The sequence below is a fragment of the Mesorhizobium sp. M4B.F.Ca.ET.089.01.1.1 genome (genome assembly GCF_004022605.1).
GTDB lineage: Bacteria > Pseudomonadota > Alphaproteobacteria > Rhizobiales > Rhizobiaceae > Mesorhizobium > Mesorhizobium abyssinicae.
The window spans coordinates 1-15,854 of sequence record NZ_RZOS01000012.1 but is presented as its reverse complement, the minus strand read 5'-3'; the positions used below and the strand labels follow the sequence as shown (position 1 = coordinate 15,854).

Here is a 15,854-nt window from a genome sequence, read left to right as displayed (position 1 = left end):
CCGGCTCGGAAGATCGTGTTGCTGCCGTCTGTGAACCAGACTTGCCCGAGGCACATCGGTTGTGAAATAGATTCTTAGATGGCGAGATCAGAGATAAACCGCTCCGGCGAGATCGAGGTGTTTGTACGCGTCGTCGAGGCTGGCAGCTTTTCGGCTGCGGCGCGGGCGCTGCGCATGACGCCGTCGGCGGTGAGCAAGCTGATCGCGCGGCTGGAGGCGCGGCTCGGCGCCCGCCTGGTCAGCCGTTCGACGCGCAGGCTGCAGCTCACGCCGGAAGGGGCCGCCTTCCACGACAGCGGCGTGCGCATCCTGGCCGACATGGCGGCGGCCGAGCGCGAGGCAGCAGCGGGTGCCGCGCCGCGCGGCCTGCTCAGGATCAACTCCTATGTGCCGTTCGGCCAGCACCGGCTGATCCCGCTTTTGCCGAGCTTCCTAGAGCGCTATCCCGAAGTCTCGGTCGACGTCGTCCTGACCGACCATGTCATCGACCTGATGGAGGAGCGCGCCGATGTCGCCATCCGCGCCGGGCCGCTCGGCGAATCACGGCTGGTGGCACGCAAGCTCGGGCAGAGCGGCGTGGTGGTGGTCGCGGCACCTTCCTACCTCGATGCGCGCGGCACGCCGCGCGCGCCGGCCGATCTCGATCGCCACAACCGCATGGGCTTCCGCTTCGCGCGCCATATCGACGGCTGGCCGTTTGCCGACAGGGCCGGCCGTGCCACCGTGGTCCCAATCACGGGCAATGCCCAGGTTAGCGACGGCGAGGCGATGCGGCTGATGGCGCTTGCCGGCGCGGGCATCGCCCGGCTGGCGCGCTGGCATGTCGAGCCCGACATCGCCGCCGGCCGGCTGGTGCCGTTGCTCGAGGATTTCAATCCCGGCGACGAGGAAATGACCCACGCCGTCTATGTCGGCCAGGGCAAGCACCTGCCGGCCAGGGTGCGTGCCTTTCTCGATTTTCTGGTCGAAACGGTGCGGCTCTGAACGAGGAAGCCGCGCGCCCGAGGGACGCGCGGCTGCTCAGACGAAGCGGACGAACTAGGCCTTCGGCACGAACGGCGCCGGGCGCCGGCCCGCGCCCTGCCGGTCCAGCATCCAGCCAGGATATTCGGAGGGCAGCGCGCTGACCTCGTCCAGCCTGGCGAGATCCTCGGCGTCGAGCTTCAGCGCGGTGGCGGCAAGGTTCTGCTCGAGCTGGTCCATGCGGCTGGCGCCGATGATGACGCTCATCACGAAGGGCTTGGCCAGCACGTAGCCGAGCGCCACCGTGGCAACGCTGACATCGTGCTTCCTGGCGATCTCGCGCATGACGGCGACCGCCGCCCAGGCGCGATCCTCGTTGACCGGCGGGAAGTTGAAGGAGGCGCGGCGGCCCTCCCCATTGCCGGGCGCGCCCGGACCGTATTTGCCGGAGAGCAGCCCGCCGGCCATCGGTGACCAGACCATCAGGCCGAGCTTCTCCTCATTGAGCAGCGGCACGATCTCGCGTTCGAGGTCGCGGCCGGCGATCGAATAGTAGGACTGCACGGTCTCGAAGCGGGCAAATCCCTTGCGCTCTGCAATGCCCAGCGCCTTGGCGATGCGCCAGGCCTGCCAGTTGGAGACGCCGACGTAACGCACCTTGCCACTGGACACGAGATCGTCGAGCGCCCGCAGCGTCTCGTCGATCGGGCTCACCGTGTCGGTGCCGTGCAGCTGGTAGAGGTCGATGTGATCGAGCTGCAGCCGTTCGAGGCTGGCCTCGACCGAATCCATGATGTGGCCGCGGGAGGAGCCGCGCTGGTTCGGGCCCTCGCCCATGACGCCATGCACCTTGGTGGCGATGATGACGTCCGACCTTTTGACGCCGAGATCGCGGAGCGACTGGCCGAGCAGTCTTTCGGAGGCGCCGAAGGAATAGACGTCGGCCGTGTCGAAGAAGTTGACGCCGGCGGCAATCGAACGGCCGACGATCTCGTTGACGCCTTTCTGGTCGAGGCTGGCGATCAGCCCCCATTGGGCGTTCTCGCCGGCGGCGCCGAAGGTCATGGTGCCGAGGCAAAGTTCGGAGACGAACAGCCCGGTGTTTCCGAGTTGATTGTAGCGCATGGTGGGAGCTCCAGGGAGGAATGGGAATGACGCTGAACAAATAGGAACGGCACGTTCCGTTTCAAGCGCTGGAGCAAGCGCGGCGAGCAACTGGCTCAAGAGAACCGTCGGGGAGCCACCGCTAGGCCTGGCAAGCCTTTGCGTCAAGATTCATCGCCCAGCTATCGGCTGCCGAAGATCGCCGAGCCGACCCGGACGCCGGTCGCGCCGAAGGCGATCGCCGTCTCGTAGTCGCCGGACATGCCCATCGAGAGCTTCGCGACGCCTGCCTCCTTGCCGAGCTTCTCCAGCAGCGCGAAGTGCGGGCCGGGGTTCTCATCAGCCGGCGGGATGCACATCAGGCCTTCGATGGCGAGGCCGTGCACCTCTTGGCAGCGCCTGACGAAGGCGACCGCCTCGCGCGGCTCGATGCCGGCCTTTTGCGGCTCCGAGCCGGTGTTGACCTGAACGTAGAGTTTTGGCTTCCGGCCCTGCCGTGCGATCTCCTTGGCAAGTTCGGCGGCGATCTTCTCGCGGTCCACGGTCTCAATGACGTCGAACAGCGCGACCGCTTCCTTGGCCTTGTTCGACTGCAGCGGACCGATCAGATGCAATTCGATGCCGGGAAATTGATGCTTCAGCGCCGGCCATTTGCCTTGCGCCTCCTGCACGCGGTTCTCCCCGAAGGCGCGCTGGCCGGCGTCGATGACCGGGCTGATCGATGCGGCCTCGAAGGTCTTCGACACCGCCACCAGCGTGACCGCGCCTTGGTTGCGGCCGGCCTCGCGCTCGGCGGCGGTAATCCTTGCCTTGACGGCAAAAAGCTGTTCGACGGCGCTCGTCATGCCCATATCCTGCCTGTAGTTTTGGTCCTCGCCGGCTCGCCGCAGTTGACGGGTCCGGCAATCCATGGTGAACACCGCGACGACATTTTCCTGGGCCGCCGGGCATTGCCCCGCGGTTCGTGCCAGCTTTTAAGTGAAAAACATCCGATGGCAACCGAACGATACAATCCGCGCGCGTCAGAGCCCAAATGGCAGAAGGCCTGGGCCGAAAAGAAGCTGTTCGAGGCCGACAACGCCGATCCGAAGCCGAAATACTACGTGCTGGAGATGTTCCCCTATCCGTCGGGACGCATCCATATCGGCCACACCCGCAACTACACGATGGGCGACGTCGTGGCGCGCTACAAGCGCGCCAAGGGTTTCAACGTGCTGCACCCGATGGGCTGGGACGCCTTCGGCATGCCGGCCGAGAACGCGGCGATGCAGAACAAGGTCCACCCCAAGGACTGGACCTATGAGAACATCGCCACCATGCGCGAGCAGCTCAAGGTCATGGGCCTGTCGCTCGACTGGGCGCGCGAGTTCGCCACCTGCGACGTCGACTACTACCACCGCCAGCAGATGCTGTTCCTCGACTTCGTCGAAAAGGGGCTGGTGACGCGCAAATCCTCCAAGGTCAACTGGGACCCGGAGGACATGACCGTGCTCGCCAACGAGCAGGTCATCGACGGTCGCGGCTGGCGCTCCGGCGCGCTGGTCGAGCAGCGCGAACTGACGCAGTGGTTCTTCAAGATCACCGACTTCGCGCAGGACCTGCTGGATTCGCTCGAAGGCCTCGACGAATGGCCGGAGAAGGTCAAGCTGATGCAGCACAACTGGATCGGCCGCTCGGAAGGGCTGCTGATCCGCTGGCCGCTGGCCAAGCCGGTCGCCGGCGAGCATGAGCTGGAGGTCTACACGACCAGGCCGGACACCATTTTCGGCGCCTCGTTCATGGCGGTCGCCGCCGACCATCCGTTGGCCAAGAAGGCCGCCGAGGATAATGTCGAGCTGGCCAAGTTCATCGACGAGGTCCGCCACATGGGCACCTCGGTGGCGGCGCTCGAGACGGCCGAGAAGAAGGGCTTCGACACCGGCATCCGCGTCGTCCATCCGTTCGACGAGAACTGGACGCTGCCGGTCTATGTCGCCAATTTCGTGCTGATGGAATACGGCACCGGCGCCATCTTCGGCTGCCCGTCCGGCGACCAGCGCGACCTCGACTTCGCCAACAAATACGGCCTGCCGGTGATCCCGGTGGTGATGCCGGAAGGCGGCGACGCCAAGACCTTCCAGATCATCGAGGAGGCCTATGTCGACGACGGCGTGATGATCAATTCGCGCTTCCTCGACGGCATGAAGCCGGAGAAGGCCTTCGACGAGGTGGCCAAGCTGCTGGAAAAGAAGACGATCGGCAACCGGCCGATGGCCGAGCGCAAGGTGAACTTCCGCCTGCGCGACTGGGGCATTTCGCGCCAGCGCTACTGGGGCTGCCCGATCCCGATGATCCACTGCGAGGATTGCGGCGTGGTGCCGGTGCCGAAGGCCGACCTGCCGGTCAAGCTGCCCGACGACATCGAGTTCGACCGGCCGGGCAACCCGCTCGATCGCCACCCGACCTGGCGGCACGTCAATTGCCCGCAATGCGGCAAGCCGGCGCGGCGCGAGACCGACACGATGGACACGTTCGTCGATTCGTCCTGGTATTTCGCGCGCTTCACCGCGCCGTGGGCCAACGATCCGACTGAGCCGAAGGCGGCCGACGAATGGCTGGCGGTCGACCAGTATATCGGCGGCATCGAGCACGCGATCCTGCATTTGCTCTATTCGCGCTTCTTCACCCGTGCCATGCGCGAGACCGGCCACCTCGATCTCGCCGAACCGTTCAAGGGCCTGTTCACGCAAGGCATGGTGGTGCACGAGACCTACCGGGTCGGCGGCCCGTCCAACAACGGACGCTGGCTGTCGCCGAGCGAGGTCAGGCTCGAGGACGACGGCGGCAAGCGCCGCGCCGTCGATATCGCCACCGGCGAGGAGGCCGTCATCGGCCCGCTGGAGAAGATGTCGAAGTCGAAGAAGAACACGGTGAGCCCGGAAGAGATCACCGACGGCTACGGCGCCGATACCGCGCGCTGGTTCATGCTGTCGGATTCGCCGCCCGAGCGCGACGTCGAATGGACCGACGACGGCGCCGCCGGCGCGCATCGCTTCGTCCAGCGCATCTGGCGCCTGGTGTCGATCGCGGCCGAATCGCTCACCGGCGTGCAGCCCGAGGCGGCGCGAGAGGGCGAGGCTGGCGCTGTCTCCAAGGCCGCGCACAAGAGCCTCAAGGCGGTCGGCGAGGATATCGAGAAGCTCGGCTTCAACCGCGCCATCGCTCGCATCTATGAGCTGGCCAACGCCCTGACCACGCCGCTCAACGAAGCGGCCGAAGGCAAGGCCGATGCGGCGCTGAAAGGCGCCTGCCGCGAGGCGGTGGAGATCCTGGTGCACCTGATCGCGCCGGTCATGCCGCATCTGGCCGAGGAGTGCTGGGAAACGCTGGGCGGCACCGAAATGGTCGCCGAACGGCCGTGGCCGGTCTACGATCCGGCGCTCGTCGTCGACAACGAGATCGTGCTTCCCGTCCAGGTCAACGGCAAGAAGCGCGGGGATTTGACAATTGCCCGCGACGCGGACCAAGGTGCGGTCGAAAAAGCGGTGCTGGCCCTAGACTTCGTGCAGAAAGCGCTGGAAGGTAAGGCGCCCCGCAAGGTGATCATCGTGCCGCAGAGGATCGTCAATGTCGTTGCCTGATCGGGAAAAGACTGGTGTGGTGCGTTTGCTCGGCCGCGCCGCGCTGTACGGCCTGGTCGCCTCGGTGGCATTGGTGTCGGCCTGCACCGTCAGGCCGCTCTATTCGAACGCGCCGCTCACCGCCGGCTCCACTGTCGGCGCCTCCGCCGAACTGGCGTCGATCTCGGTCAAGCCGGTCAAGACCCGCTATGCCCAGCAGGTGCGCAACAATCTGATCTTCGGCTTCGGCCAGGGCGCCGGCGAGCCGGCAACGCCGGCCTACATCCTCGATCTCGGCGTCACCGAACTGGTCGAATCGGCAGCACTTGTGCAGATCCAGACCGACGAGGACGAGCCGACCGCGGGCACGGTGACGCTGACCTCGTCGTATGTGCTGACCGATGCGAGCACGGGCACGGTCATCGCCACCGGCAAGCGCTCGGTGCCGTCCTCCTTTGACCGGCCGCGCCAGGAATATGCGTCCTACCGGGCGCAGATCGATGCCGAGAACCGCGCCGCGCGCGAGCTGGCGGACCTGCTCAGGCTCTCGGTGGCGCAGGATCTGGTCAAGCACGGCAAGAAGGCCTGAGAGACCGTTTGGAAATTCTACTCCGGCGGCCATCTGCCGGCGGTTTCTGTGCTTCCGGTGCTCACGGACCTGAATGTCCGCTGCGCTCCGGTTCTCGAAACCACCGCCATATGACTCGCCAGAGCGAATTTCGAAACGGTCTCTGAGCGTTTCCGACTTTGCTGTTTGCAACAAAAAAAGGCCGGTCGCCTGGCCTTTTTTCGTATCGTTGAGACGAGATCAGCCGATCTTCTGGCCGGTCTTGGCCCAGTCGGCGAGGAAGGCGGCAAGGCCCTTGTCGGTCAGCGGATGGCTGACCAGCGCCTTCAGCGTCGCCGGCGGCGCGGTGATGACGTCGGCGCCGATCAGCGCCGCCTGCTTGACGTGGTTCACGGTGCGCACCGAGGCGGTCAGGATCTCGGTCTGGTAGTCGTAGTTGTCGTAGATCTGCCGGATCTCCTGGATCAGCTCCATGCCGTCCGAGCCGGTGTCGTCGATGCGGCCGACGAAGGGCGAGATGAAAGAGGCGCCGGCCTTGGCGGCGAGCAGCGCTTGGTTGGCGGAGAAGCAGAGCGTGACGTTGACCATGCGCTTCATTTCGGTGCGGATGGTCTTGCAGGCCTTCAGCCCGTCCAGCGTCAGCGGCACCTTGATGCAGACATTGGGGGCGATCTTGGCCAGCACCTCGGCCTCGGCCATCATCTGCTTGTATTCGGTCGCCACGACCTCGGCCGAGACCGGGCCCTCGACGATGTCGCAGATCTGCTTGGTCACCTCGGCAATCTTGCCACCCGATTTCAGGATCAGCGAGGGATTGGTGGTGACGCCATCGAGCAGCCCCAGATCGTTCAGCTCGCGGATTTCCTTGATATCGGCGGTGTCGACAAAAAATTTCATCGCGGTCTCCTGAAGATTTTCATGTGCATGACATGCAGCTTGGGGGTCGGCCTTTGCTCTAGACCAAAGTCGGGGCAAGGTCACGCCTCATGATGGAAGATTCGCCCTTTGTCGCGGCCGCGCCGGTGCTGGTGCCGATGCCGGCCGAGCGGCCTTACACCTATGCGGTGCCGGCCGGCATGCGCGTGGTGCCGGGTTCGATCGTGCGCGTGCCGCTGGGGCCCCGGCAGGTCGCCGGCATCGTCTGGGACGGCGCCGTCGAGACGGTCGACGCGAGGAAATTGCGGCCAATCGAGCAGGTGTTCGATTGCCCGCCGATCGACCGCGCGATGCGCCGCTTCGTCGACTGGATCGCGCAATACACGCTGGCGGCGCCGGGCATGGTGGCGCGCATGCTGCTTCGTGCGCCTGAGGCCTTCGACCCGGAGCCCTGGATCGAAGGCCTGCAGCTCACCCTGGCCAGACCCGACCGGATGACCGAGGCGAGGGCGCGCGTGCTGGCGACGGCCGAGGGCGGCCTCGCCTGGACGCGCTCGGGCCTGGCGCATGCGGCCGGCGTGTCGTCGGCGGTCATCGACGGCTTGCGGGCGCAAGGCGTGTTCGAGACGGTGATGATCCCGCCGCGGCCGGTGGTGGCGGCGCCCGATCCGGCCTACGCGCAGCCGACGCTGATGCCCGACCAGGAGGATGCGGCGGCCATGCTGCGTGCCGGCGTCGCGGCGAACGCCTTTGGCGTCACGTTGCTCGATGGCGTCACCGGATCCGGCAAGACCGAGGTCTATTTCGAGGCGGTGGCGGCGGCGCTCGACCAGGGCAGGCAGGTGCTGATCCTGCTGCCGGAAATCGCGCTGACCCATGCCTTCCTGGAACGCTTCCAGGACCGGTTCGGCGCCAAGCCGGCCGAGTGGCATTCGGACCTGCCGCCGAGGATGCGCGAGAAAGTCTGGCGGCAGGTGGCGGAAGGCGGCGTGCGCGTCGTCGCCGGCGCGCGCTCGGCGCTGTTCCTGCCTTTCCCTGAGCTTGGCCTGGTCGTCGTCGACGAGGAGCACGACCCCGCCTACAAGCAGGAGGATCGCGTCTTCTACAATGCCCGCGACATGGCGGTGGTTCGCGGCCACATAGGCGGCTTCCCGATCGTGCTCGCCTCGGCGACGCCGTCGGTCGAGAGCCGGGTCAATGCCAGCCAGGGCCGCTATCATCGGGCGGTGCTTTCGTCGCGCTTTGCCGAGGCGGCGCTGCCCGACCTGAAGTCGATCGACATGCGCCGCGCGCCGCCGGCGCGCGGCGGCTTCCTGTCGCCGCTGCTTCTCGACCAGATGCGGCGCACGCTGGAGAAGAAGGAGCAGTCGCTCTTATTCCTCAACCGGCGCGGCTATGCGCCGCTGACGCTGTGCCGCGTCTGCGGCCACCGTTTCGGCTGTCCGGTCTGCTCGGCCTGGCTGGTCGAGCACCGCTTTCGCGGCCAGCTTGTCTGCCACCATTGCGGGCATAATGAGCGGCGGCCGGAGGCGTGCCCCGAATGCGGTACGCTCGACCATCTGGTCGCTTGCGGTCCCGGCGTCGAGCGCATTGCCGAGGAGGTGGTGGCGCACTTCCCCGACGCCCGCACCATCGTGCTCTCGTCCGACCTGATGGGCGGCGTGCGACGGCTCAGGCTCGAGTTGGAAGCCATCGCCAATGGCGAGGCCGACATCGTCATCGGCACGCAGCTCGTCGCCAAGGGCCATAATTTTCCCAACATGACATTGGTCGGCGTGGTCGACGCCGATCTCGGCCTCGCCAATGGCGATCCGCGCGCGGCCGAGCGAACCTTCCAGCTGCTCAGCCAGGTGACGGGTCGCGCCGGCCGCACCGGCAAGAAGAGCCTCGGCCTGCTGCAGACCTACCAGCCGGACCATCCGGTGATGCGGGCCATCGTCTCCGGCGATGCCGAGGCCTTTTACGAGCGCGAGGTCGCCGAGCGCGAGCGGGCGGCGCTGCCGCCCTTCGGCCGGCTCGCCGGCGTTATCGTCAGCGCCGCGACGCGGGCCGAAGCGGAGGCGCATGCGCGCGGCCTGCGCCGCGCCGCGCCGCAGGCGGCCGATCTGTTCGTGCTGGGCCCGGCCGAGGCGCCGTTGTCACTGCTCGGCGGGCGCCACCGCTTCCGCCTGCTGATCCAGGGCGAGCGGCGCGCCGACATGCAGGGCTTCATCCGCGCCATGCTGGCCGAAGGGCCGAAATTGCGCGGCTCGGTCCGGGTCCAGGTCGATATCGATCCGCAGAGCTTTTTGTGAGATTGATCACGCGATCGGAGGCATGAACAGATGAAAACCCTCGGCCTCATCGGCGGCATGAGTTGGGAATCGACCGCCATCTACTATCGCCTGCTCAACGAGATCGTGCGCGAGCGGCTCGGCGGGCTGCATTCGGCGCAGCTGCTCTTATGGTCGTTCGACTTCGCCGAGATCGCCGAGCGCCAGCATGCCGGCGACTGGCAGGGCGCGGGCGTGCTGCTCTTCGAGGCCGCGCGCAAGCTGGAGGCGGGCGGCGCCGAGGGCCTGGTGGTTTGCACCAACACCATGCACAGGCTGGCGGACGAGGTGCAGGCGGCGGTGTCGATCCCCCTGATCCACATCGCCGACGCCACCGCGGTCGCGGTCAGGGATGCCGGCGTCAGGCGGCCGGCGCTGCTCGCCACCCGCTTCACCATGGAGCAGGATTTCTACAAGGGCCGGCTCGCCGAGAAATATGGCCTGCAGCCTATCGTGCCCGACCAGGCCGGCCGCGACATGGTGCACCGGGTGATCTATGACGAACTCTGCCAGGGCATCGTCAAACCCGATTCGCATGCGGCCTATGTCGAAGAAGTCGGCCGCCTGCGGCGCGATGAGAATATCGACGGCGTCATCATGGGCTGCACCGAGATCACCATGCTGATCGGCCAGGCGGACTTCGACATTCCGGTGTTCGACACGACGCGCCTGCATGCCGAGGCGGCGGTCGCATTCGCCCTGTCTTGATACGCCTTTCGTAAAGTTCCGGCGCCATCTGGCGCATGGCTTTTCCTCCGCTAGAATGCCCCGGTTTTCAAACAGGCATTTACGAGGGGACAAGATGGAATTTGCGTTTCCGTGGCCGATGAGCCAGGGCGAGTGGCTGGCATGGTCGAGCGCGGTGGCGACCTTGCTCATCGGCCTGCTGCTGTTCCTGGCGCCGAACCTCGCTTTCAGGATCCTCAGGCTGCAGGCCAGGCCGGAGAAGGCGGCGGCGATCGCCGAGGGGCGCGGCCGCATGTCGGGCTTCTATCTCGGCGTCAGCCTGTGCTGCATCCTGCTCGCGCAGCCGCTGCTTTACATGGCGCTCGGCTTCTCCTGGCTGTTCACCGCTTTCGGCCGTTTGCTGTCGATGATGTCGGACGGCGCCAACACCCCTTTCAACTGGGCTTCCATCGTGGTTGAGCTGGTGCTGGCGGCATTGCCGCTCGCCTTTGCTTTCGGCTTTTTGCCCTGAATCCTTGACTAATCCGGCGCTTGCGGTTGGTCTCTACCGCCGGATGCGACAAAAGTGCCTGAAAACCATGCCGGACGACGCATTGCGGTCTTAAAAGGCCTGTGCTAGACGGCAATCGACTTTCGGCCGGGGATAGCGGAAGCCGCGCCTCCGTGCTTGGAAAAATGCAGTAAGGTCAAAGATTTAGCCAGAGTTCTCGCTCGCGCCAACAATCTGCGGCCTGTCAGACAAGAGAAAAGACGGTCCGTGGCTCAATCGTCATCGCCAATCTCAGCTGTCGCAGAACGCTATGCGGGTTCGCTGTTCGAACTCGCGCTGCAGGCAAATTCGGTCGCCCAGGTCGAGGCTGACCTCACCAGTTTCGAGGCGCTGCTTGAAGGCAGCGCCGATCTTTCCCGGCTGATCAACAGCCCGGTGTTCTCCAGCGAGGATCAGGCCAAGGCGATCGCCGCGATCGTCGCCAAGGCAAAGCTCGGCGGGCTCGCCGGCAATTTCCTGCGCGTCGTCGCCAAGAACCGCCGCCTGTTCGCAGTGCCCGGCATGATCAAGGCTTTCCGCCGCATCGCCGCCGATCATCGTGGCGAGGCTTCGGCCGAGGTCACCTCGGCGCATGCGCTGACGGCGGCGCAGGAGACCGAACTGAAGGCGGCGCTGAAGGGCGTTGCCGGCAAGGACGTGGCCATCACGGTCACCGTCGACCCGTCGCTGCTCGGCGGGCTGGTGGTCAAGATGGGCTCGCGCCAGATCGATACGTCGCTCAAAACCAAACTCAATTCGCTCAAGCTTGCACTGAAAGAGGTCGGCTGATGGACATCCGCGCCGCGGAAATTTCCGCAATTCTGAAAGACCAGATCAAGAATTTCGGCAAGGAGGCCGAGGTCTCCGAAGTCGGCCAGGTGCTGTCCGTCGGTGACGGCATCGCCCGCGTCTACGGCCTCGACAATGTCCAGGCCGGTGAAATGGTCGAATTCCCCGGCGGCATCCGCGGCATGGCGCTGAACCTCGAAGCCGACAATGTCGGCGTCGTCATCTTCGGCAACGACCGCGACATCAAGGAAGGCGACACCGTCAAGCGGACCGGCGCCATTGTCGACGCGCCTGTCGGCATGGGCCTGCTCGGCCGCGTCGTCGATGCGCTCGGCAATCCGATCGACGGCAAAGGCCCGATCAAGGCGACCGAACGCAAGCGCGTCGACGTCAAGGCGCCCGGCATCATTCCGCGCAAGTCGGTGAACGAGCCGATGTCGACCGGCCTCAAGGCCATCGATGCGCTGATCCCGGTCGGCCGCGGCCAGCGCGAACTGGTCATCGGCGACCGTCAGACCGGCAAGACCGCGATCATTCTCGACACGATGCTGAACCAGAAGTCGGTGCACGAAAACGGCCCGGAAAAGGAAAAGCTCTACTGCGTCTACGTCGCCGTCGGCCAGAAGCGCTCGACCGTCGCGCAGTTCGTCAAGGTGCTGGAAGAGCGCGGCGCGCTTGAATATTCGATCGTCGTTGCCGCCACCGCTTCCGACCCGGCGCCGATGCAGTTCCTGGCGCCGTTCACCGGCGCCACCATGGGCGAATATTTCCGCGACAACGGCATGCACGCGCTGATCAGCTATGACGATCTGTCGAAGCAGGCCGTCGCCTATCGTCAGATGTCGCTGCTGCTGCGCCGCCCGCCGGGCCGCGAGGCCTATCCGGGCGACGTCTTCTACCTGCACTCGCGCCTGCTCGAGCGCGCCGCAAAGCTCAACGACGATCTGGGCGGCGGCTCGCTGACCGCGCTGCCGATCATCGAGACGCAGGCCAACGACGTGTCGGCCTACATCCCGACCAACGTGATCTCGATCACCGACGGCCAGATCTTCCTCGAAACCAACCTGTTCTTCCAGGGCATTCGTCCGGCGGTCAATGTCGGCCTGTCGGTGTCGCGCGTCGGCTCGTCGGCGCAGATCAAGGCGATGAAGCAGGTTGCCGGCTCGATCAAGGGCGAACTCGCTCAGTATCGCGAAATGGCGGCCTTCGCGCAGTTCGGCTCCGACCTCGACGCCGCCACGCAGCGCCTGCTGAACCGCGGCTCGCGCCTGACCGAACTCCTGAAGCAGCCACAGTTCTCGCCGCTCAAGGTCGAGGAGCAGGTTGCGGTGATCTTCGCCGGCGTCAACGGTTACCTCGACAAGCTGGCGATCAACCAGGTCGGCAAGTTCGAGCATGGCCTGCTCAGCCACATGCGCTCGGCCGGCAAGGACGTGCTCGACGGCATCCGCAAGGAGAAGGCGCTGTCGGACGATCTGCGCGCCAAGCTCAAGGCCGAGATCGACGCCTTCGCCAAGACCTTCGCCTAAGAAGAAGCCGGACGCACGGGATCAGGTTTGAAGCATGCCTTCATTAAAAGACCTTCGTAACCGTATCGCCTCGGTCAAGGCGACGCAGAAGATCACCAAGGCGATGCAGATGGTCGCCGCGGCGAAGCTGCGCCGCGCGCAGGAAGCAGCGGAAGCGGCGCGTCCCTATTCCGAGCGGATGGGCGCGGTGCTGGCCAACATCACCCAGGCGATCGGCGGCGGCGGCGATGCTCCGGCGCTGATGACCGGCACCGGCAGGGACGACGTGCAACTGCTCGTCGTCTGCACCGCCGAGCGCGGCCTCTGCGGCGGCTTCAATTCGCAGATCGCCCGCCTTGCCCGCGACCACATCCGCAAGCTCCTGGCCGACGGCAAGCAGGTCAAGATCATCTGCGTCGGCAAGAAGGGCTACGACATCCTGCGCCGCGACTACGCATCGCTGATCCTTGAGCGCGTCGACCTGCGTGAAGTGCGGACGCTCGGCTTCGCCAATGCCGATGCGATCGCGAAGAAAGTCATCCACCTCTTCAACGAGGGCGGTTTCGACGTCTGCACACTGTTCTACTCGCAGTTCAAGTCGGTGATCAGCCAGATCCCGACGGCGCAGCAGATCATCCCGGCGGCGACTGCCGCTCCGGCTGCTGCCGAGGCGACCAATGGCGGCAACGCCGTCTACGAATACGAGCCGGAGCCGGGCGAGATCCTCTCCGACCTCATCCCGCGCAACATCTCGGTCCAGATCTTCCGCGCGCTGCTCGAAAACGCAGCCGGCGAGATGGGCGCCAAGATGAGCGCCATGGACAATGCGACGCGCAACGCCGGCGACATGATCAACAAGCTGTCGATCACCTACAACCGCCAGCGGCAGGCGCAGATCACCAAGGAATTGATCGAAATCATTTCGGGCGCCGAGGCGCTCTAGTCGCGGGCCCATGTGGAGGTCGCTGACCTCCATGCGGACAGCGCGAGAAACAGAAAGACGAAAAAGGGCAAAGACGATGGCGAAAGCAGCGACTCCGAAGACCGCCGCCAAGGCGGCACCGGCCAAGGCTCCGGCAGCAGCCGCGAAGGCCGCTCCGGCCAAGAAGGCGGCGGCACCAGCCAAGGCAGCACCGGCCAAGGCGGCGAGCGTCGCCGTCAAGAAGACCGGCGCCGTCGGCAAGGTCCGCCAGGTCATCGGCGCCGTCGTCGACGTGCAGTTCGGCGACCACCTGCCGGCGATCCTGAACGCGTTGGAAACCTCCAATGTCGGCAACCGCCTCGTGCTCGAAGTGGCCCAGCATCTCGGCGAAAACACCGTGCGCTGCATCGCCATGGACTCAACCGAAGGCCTGGTCCGCGGCCAGGAGGTCTATGACACCGGCGCGCCGATCTCGGTGCCGGTCGGTCCCGGCCTGCTCGGCCGCATCATCAACGTTATCGGCGAGCCGGTCGACGAGGAAGGCACGGTCGACGGCGTCGAACAGCGCGCCATCCACCAGCCGGCTCCGGCCTATGTCGACCAGTCGACGGAAGCGCAGATCCTGGTCACCGGCATCAAGGTGCTCGACCTGCTCGCTCCTTACGCCCGCGGCGGCAAGATCGGCCTGTTCGGTGGCGCCGGCGTCGGCAAGACGGTGCTGATCCAGGAACTGATCAACAACGTCGCCAAGGCGCATGGCGGCTTCTCGGTGTTCGCCGGCGTCGGCGAGCGCACCCGCGAAGGCAACGACCTCTATCACGAGTTCATCGAATCGGGCGTCAACAAGAAGGGCGGCGGCGCCGGCTCCAAGGCCGCTCTCGTCTACGGCCAGATGAACGAGCCGCCGGGCGCCCGCGCCCGCGTCGGCCTGACCGGCCTCACCGTTGCCGAGTACTTCCGCGACCAGGGCCAGGACGTGCTGTTCTTCGTCGACAACATCTTCCGCTTTACCCAGGCGGGCTCGGAAGTGTCGGCGCTGCTCGGCCGTATTCCTTCGGCCGTGGGCTATCAGCCGACGCTGGCCACCGACATGGGCGCGCTGCAGGAGCGCATCACGACGACGACCAAGGGCTCGATCACCTCGGTGCAGGCGATCTACGTGCCGGCCGACGACTTGACCGACCCGGCGCCGGCGACCTCGTTCGCTCACCTTGACGCCACCACCGTGCTCAACCGCGCGATCTCGGAAAAGGGCATCTACCCAGCCGTCGATCCGCTCGACTCGACCTCGCGCATGCTCGACCCGATGGTCGTCGGCGAGGAGCACTACCAGGTCGCGCGCCAGGTGCAGTCGATCCTCCAGCGCTACAAGTCGCTGCAGGATATCATCGCCATCCTGGGCATGGACGAGCTGTCGGAAGAGGACAAGCAGACCGTCGCCCGCGCCCGCAAGATCGAGCGCTTCCTGTCGCAGCCGTTCTTCGTCGCCGAAGTGTTCACGGGCTCGCCGGGCAAGCTGGTCGACCTCGCCGACACCATCAAGGGCTTCAAGGGCCTCTGCGCCGGCGACTACGACCACCTGCCGGAAGCCGCCTTCTACATGGTCGGCGGCATCGAGGAAGCGGTCGAGAAGGCTCAGCGCCTGGCGGCTGAAGCGGCGTAATCAAGGCAATAGGGAGTAGTCAGTAGTCAGTAGTGAATAGCAGCTGGGTGATCGGACAATTGTCCTCTCCCTACTCCCTACTCACTATTCCCTACTCACTAGATTGACATGGCTGAAGCTTTCAAGTTCGAACTGGTCTCGCCGGAGCGCCTGCTGGTTTCCGAAGAGGTCGAGTCCGTCGTCATTCCGGGCGCCGAAGGCGAGATGACCGTGATGGCCTTGCACGCGCCGGTCATGACCACGATCAAGCCGGGCGTCGTCACGGTGAAGACCGCCGGCGGCAAGGAAGAGCGCTACGTGGTGTTCGGCGGCTTCGCCGATATCGTGCCTTCCG

Annotated in this window: 14 protein-coding genes; 11 read left to right on the top strand and 3 right to left on the bottom strand. The window is 65.7% G+C overall.

Annotated features, from left to right (window positions below):
* The first annotated feature begins 78 nt into the window (after positions 1 to 78).
* Positions 79 to 984: a LysR family transcriptional regulator gene (locus EN780_RS02305; protein WP_128271862.1), complete on the top strand. Its 906-nt coding sequence runs from the start codon at positions 79 to 81 to the stop codon at positions 982 to 984.
* 54 nt (positions 985 to 1,038) lie between these two features.
* Here EN780_RS02305 and EN780_RS02300 read toward each other — a convergent pair whose 3' ends face one another.
* The gene (locus tag EN780_RS02300; RefSeq protein ID WP_127283044.1) at positions 1,039 to 2,088 is read right to left on the bottom strand and encodes an aldo/keto reductase; all 1,050 of its coding nucleotides are present in this window, start codon (positions 2,086 to 2,088) and stop codon (positions 1,039 to 1,041) included.
* Between the two features lie 161 nt (positions 2,089 to 2,249).
* Positions 2,250 to 2,912, bottom strand: coding sequence for a YggS family pyridoxal phosphate-dependent enzyme (locus EN780_RS02295; RefSeq protein ID WP_127283045.1), 663 nt, complete (start codon positions 2,910 to 2,912; stop codon positions 2,250 to 2,252).
* Between the two features lie 147 nt (positions 2,913 to 3,059).
* Between EN780_RS02295 and leuS the strand changes: the two genes are divergently transcribed.
* Positions 3,060 to 5,687: a leucine--tRNA ligase gene (leuS, locus tag EN780_RS02290; RefSeq protein ID WP_127283046.1), complete on the top strand. Its 2,628-nt coding sequence runs from the start codon at positions 3,060 to 3,062 to the stop codon at positions 5,685 to 5,687.
* Positions 5,674 to 6,255, top strand: coding sequence for an LPS assembly lipoprotein LptE (lptE, locus tag EN780_RS02285; protein ID WP_127283047.1), 582 nt, complete (start codon positions 5,674 to 5,676; stop codon positions 6,253 to 6,255). The genes leuS and lptE overlap by 14 nt, the downstream gene beginning before the upstream one ends.
* A 219-nt stretch (positions 6,256 to 6,474) precedes the next feature.
* Here lptE and fsa read toward each other — a convergent pair whose 3' ends face one another.
* Positions 6,475 to 7,131: a fructose-6-phosphate aldolase gene (fsa, locus tag EN780_RS02280; protein ID WP_127283048.1), complete on the bottom strand. Its 657-nt coding sequence runs from the start codon at positions 7,129 to 7,131 to the stop codon at positions 6,475 to 6,477.
* Positions 7,132 to 7,220: 89 nt separating this feature from the next.
* On the opposite strand from fsa, the gene EN780_RS02275 reads away from it, so the two are divergent.
* The 8 genes from EN780_RS02275 to EN780_RS02240 form a co-directional block, all read left to right on the top strand.
* Positions 7,221 to 9,404, top strand: coding sequence for a primosomal protein N' (locus EN780_RS02275; RefSeq protein WP_127309054.1), 2,184 nt, complete (start codon positions 7,221 to 7,223; stop codon positions 9,402 to 9,404).
* A gap of 30 nt (positions 9,405 to 9,434) precedes the next feature.
* The gene (locus EN780_RS02270) at positions 9,435 to 10,130 is read left to right on the top strand and encodes an aspartate/glutamate racemase family protein (protein WP_128271860.1); all 696 of its coding nucleotides are present in this window, start codon (positions 9,435 to 9,437) and stop codon (positions 10,128 to 10,130) included.
* A gap of 94 nt (positions 10,131 to 10,224) precedes the next feature.
* Positions 10,225 to 10,620, top strand: a complete 396-nt coding sequence (locus EN780_RS02265; protein ID WP_126057603.1) for a DUF4345 family protein — start codon at positions 10,225 to 10,227, stop codon at positions 10,618 to 10,620.
* A 246-nt stretch (positions 10,621 to 10,866) separates the two neighbouring features.
* Positions 10,867 to 11,427 carry a F0F1 ATP synthase subunit delta gene (locus EN780_RS02260; RefSeq protein ID WP_126057604.1) on the top strand — a complete coding sequence of 187 codons (561 nt, stop codon included), beginning with the start codon at positions 10,867 to 10,869 and terminating at the stop codon, positions 11,425 to 11,427.
* A complete protein-coding gene (atpA, locus tag EN780_RS02255) occupies positions 11,427 to 12,956 on the top strand; it encodes a F0F1 ATP synthase subunit alpha (protein WP_126057605.1) in 1,530 nt (509 codons plus the stop codon). The genes EN780_RS02260 and atpA overlap by 1 nt, the downstream gene beginning before the upstream one ends.
* 34 nt (positions 12,957 to 12,990) lie before the next feature.
* Positions 12,991 to 13,878, top strand: coding sequence for a F0F1 ATP synthase subunit gamma (locus EN780_RS02250; RefSeq protein ID WP_126057606.1), 888 nt, complete (start codon positions 12,991 to 12,993; stop codon positions 13,876 to 13,878).
* Between the two features lie 76 nt (positions 13,879 to 13,954).
* Positions 13,955 to 15,520, top strand: a complete 1,566-nt coding sequence (atpD, locus tag EN780_RS02245; RefSeq protein WP_127283052.1) for a F0F1 ATP synthase subunit beta — start codon at positions 13,955 to 13,957, stop codon at positions 15,518 to 15,520.
* Between the two features lie 108 nt (positions 15,521 to 15,628).
* Positions 15,629 to 15,854, top strand: a 226-nt coding sequence (locus EN780_RS02240) for a F0F1 ATP synthase subunit epsilon (protein ID WP_128271858.1), incomplete at its 3' end; no start/stop codon positions are given.

Excerpts from the sequence above, each read along its gene's own strand:
- EN780_RS02305 (WP_128271862.1), top strand. The coding sequence starts at position 79 with ATGGCGAGATCAGAGATAAACCGCTCCGGCGAGATCGAGGTGTTTGTA.
- EN780_RS02300 (WP_127283044.1), bottom strand. The coding sequence starts at position 2,088 with ATGCGCTACAATCAACTCGGAAACACCGGGCTGTTCGTCTCCGAACTT.
- EN780_RS02295 (WP_127283045.1), bottom strand. The coding sequence starts at position 2,912 with ATGACGAGCGCCGTCGAACAGCTTTTTGCCGTCAAGGCAAGGATTACC.
- leuS (WP_127283046.1), top strand. The coding sequence starts at position 3,060 with ATGGCAACCGAACGATACAATCCGCGCGCGTCAGAGCCCAAATGGCAG.
- lptE (WP_127283047.1), top strand. The coding sequence starts at position 5,674 with ATGTCGTTGCCTGATCGGGAAAAGACTGGTGTGGTGCGTTTGCTCGGC.
- fsa (WP_127283048.1), bottom strand. The coding sequence starts at position 7,131 with ATGAAATTTTTTGTCGACACCGCCGATATCAAGGAAATCCGCGAGCTG.
- EN780_RS02275 (WP_127309054.1), top strand. The coding sequence starts at position 7,221 with ATGATGGAAGATTCGCCCTTTGTCGCGGCCGCGCCGGTGCTGGTGCCG.
- EN780_RS02270 (WP_128271860.1), top strand. The coding sequence starts at position 9,435 with ATGAAAACCCTCGGCCTCATCGGCGGCATGAGTTGGGAATCGACCGCC.
- EN780_RS02265 (WP_126057603.1), top strand. The coding sequence starts at position 10,225 with ATGGAATTTGCGTTTCCGTGGCCGATGAGCCAGGGCGAGTGGCTGGCA.
- atpA (WP_126057605.1), top strand. The coding sequence starts at position 11,427 with ATGGACATCCGCGCCGCGGAAATTTCCGCAATTCTGAAAGACCAGATC.
- EN780_RS02250 (WP_126057606.1), top strand. The coding sequence starts at position 12,991 with ATGCCTTCATTAAAAGACCTTCGTAACCGTATCGCCTCGGTCAAGGCG.
- atpD (WP_127283052.1), top strand. The coding sequence starts at position 13,955 with ATGGCGAAAGCAGCGACTCCGAAGACCGCCGCCAAGGCGGCACCGGCC.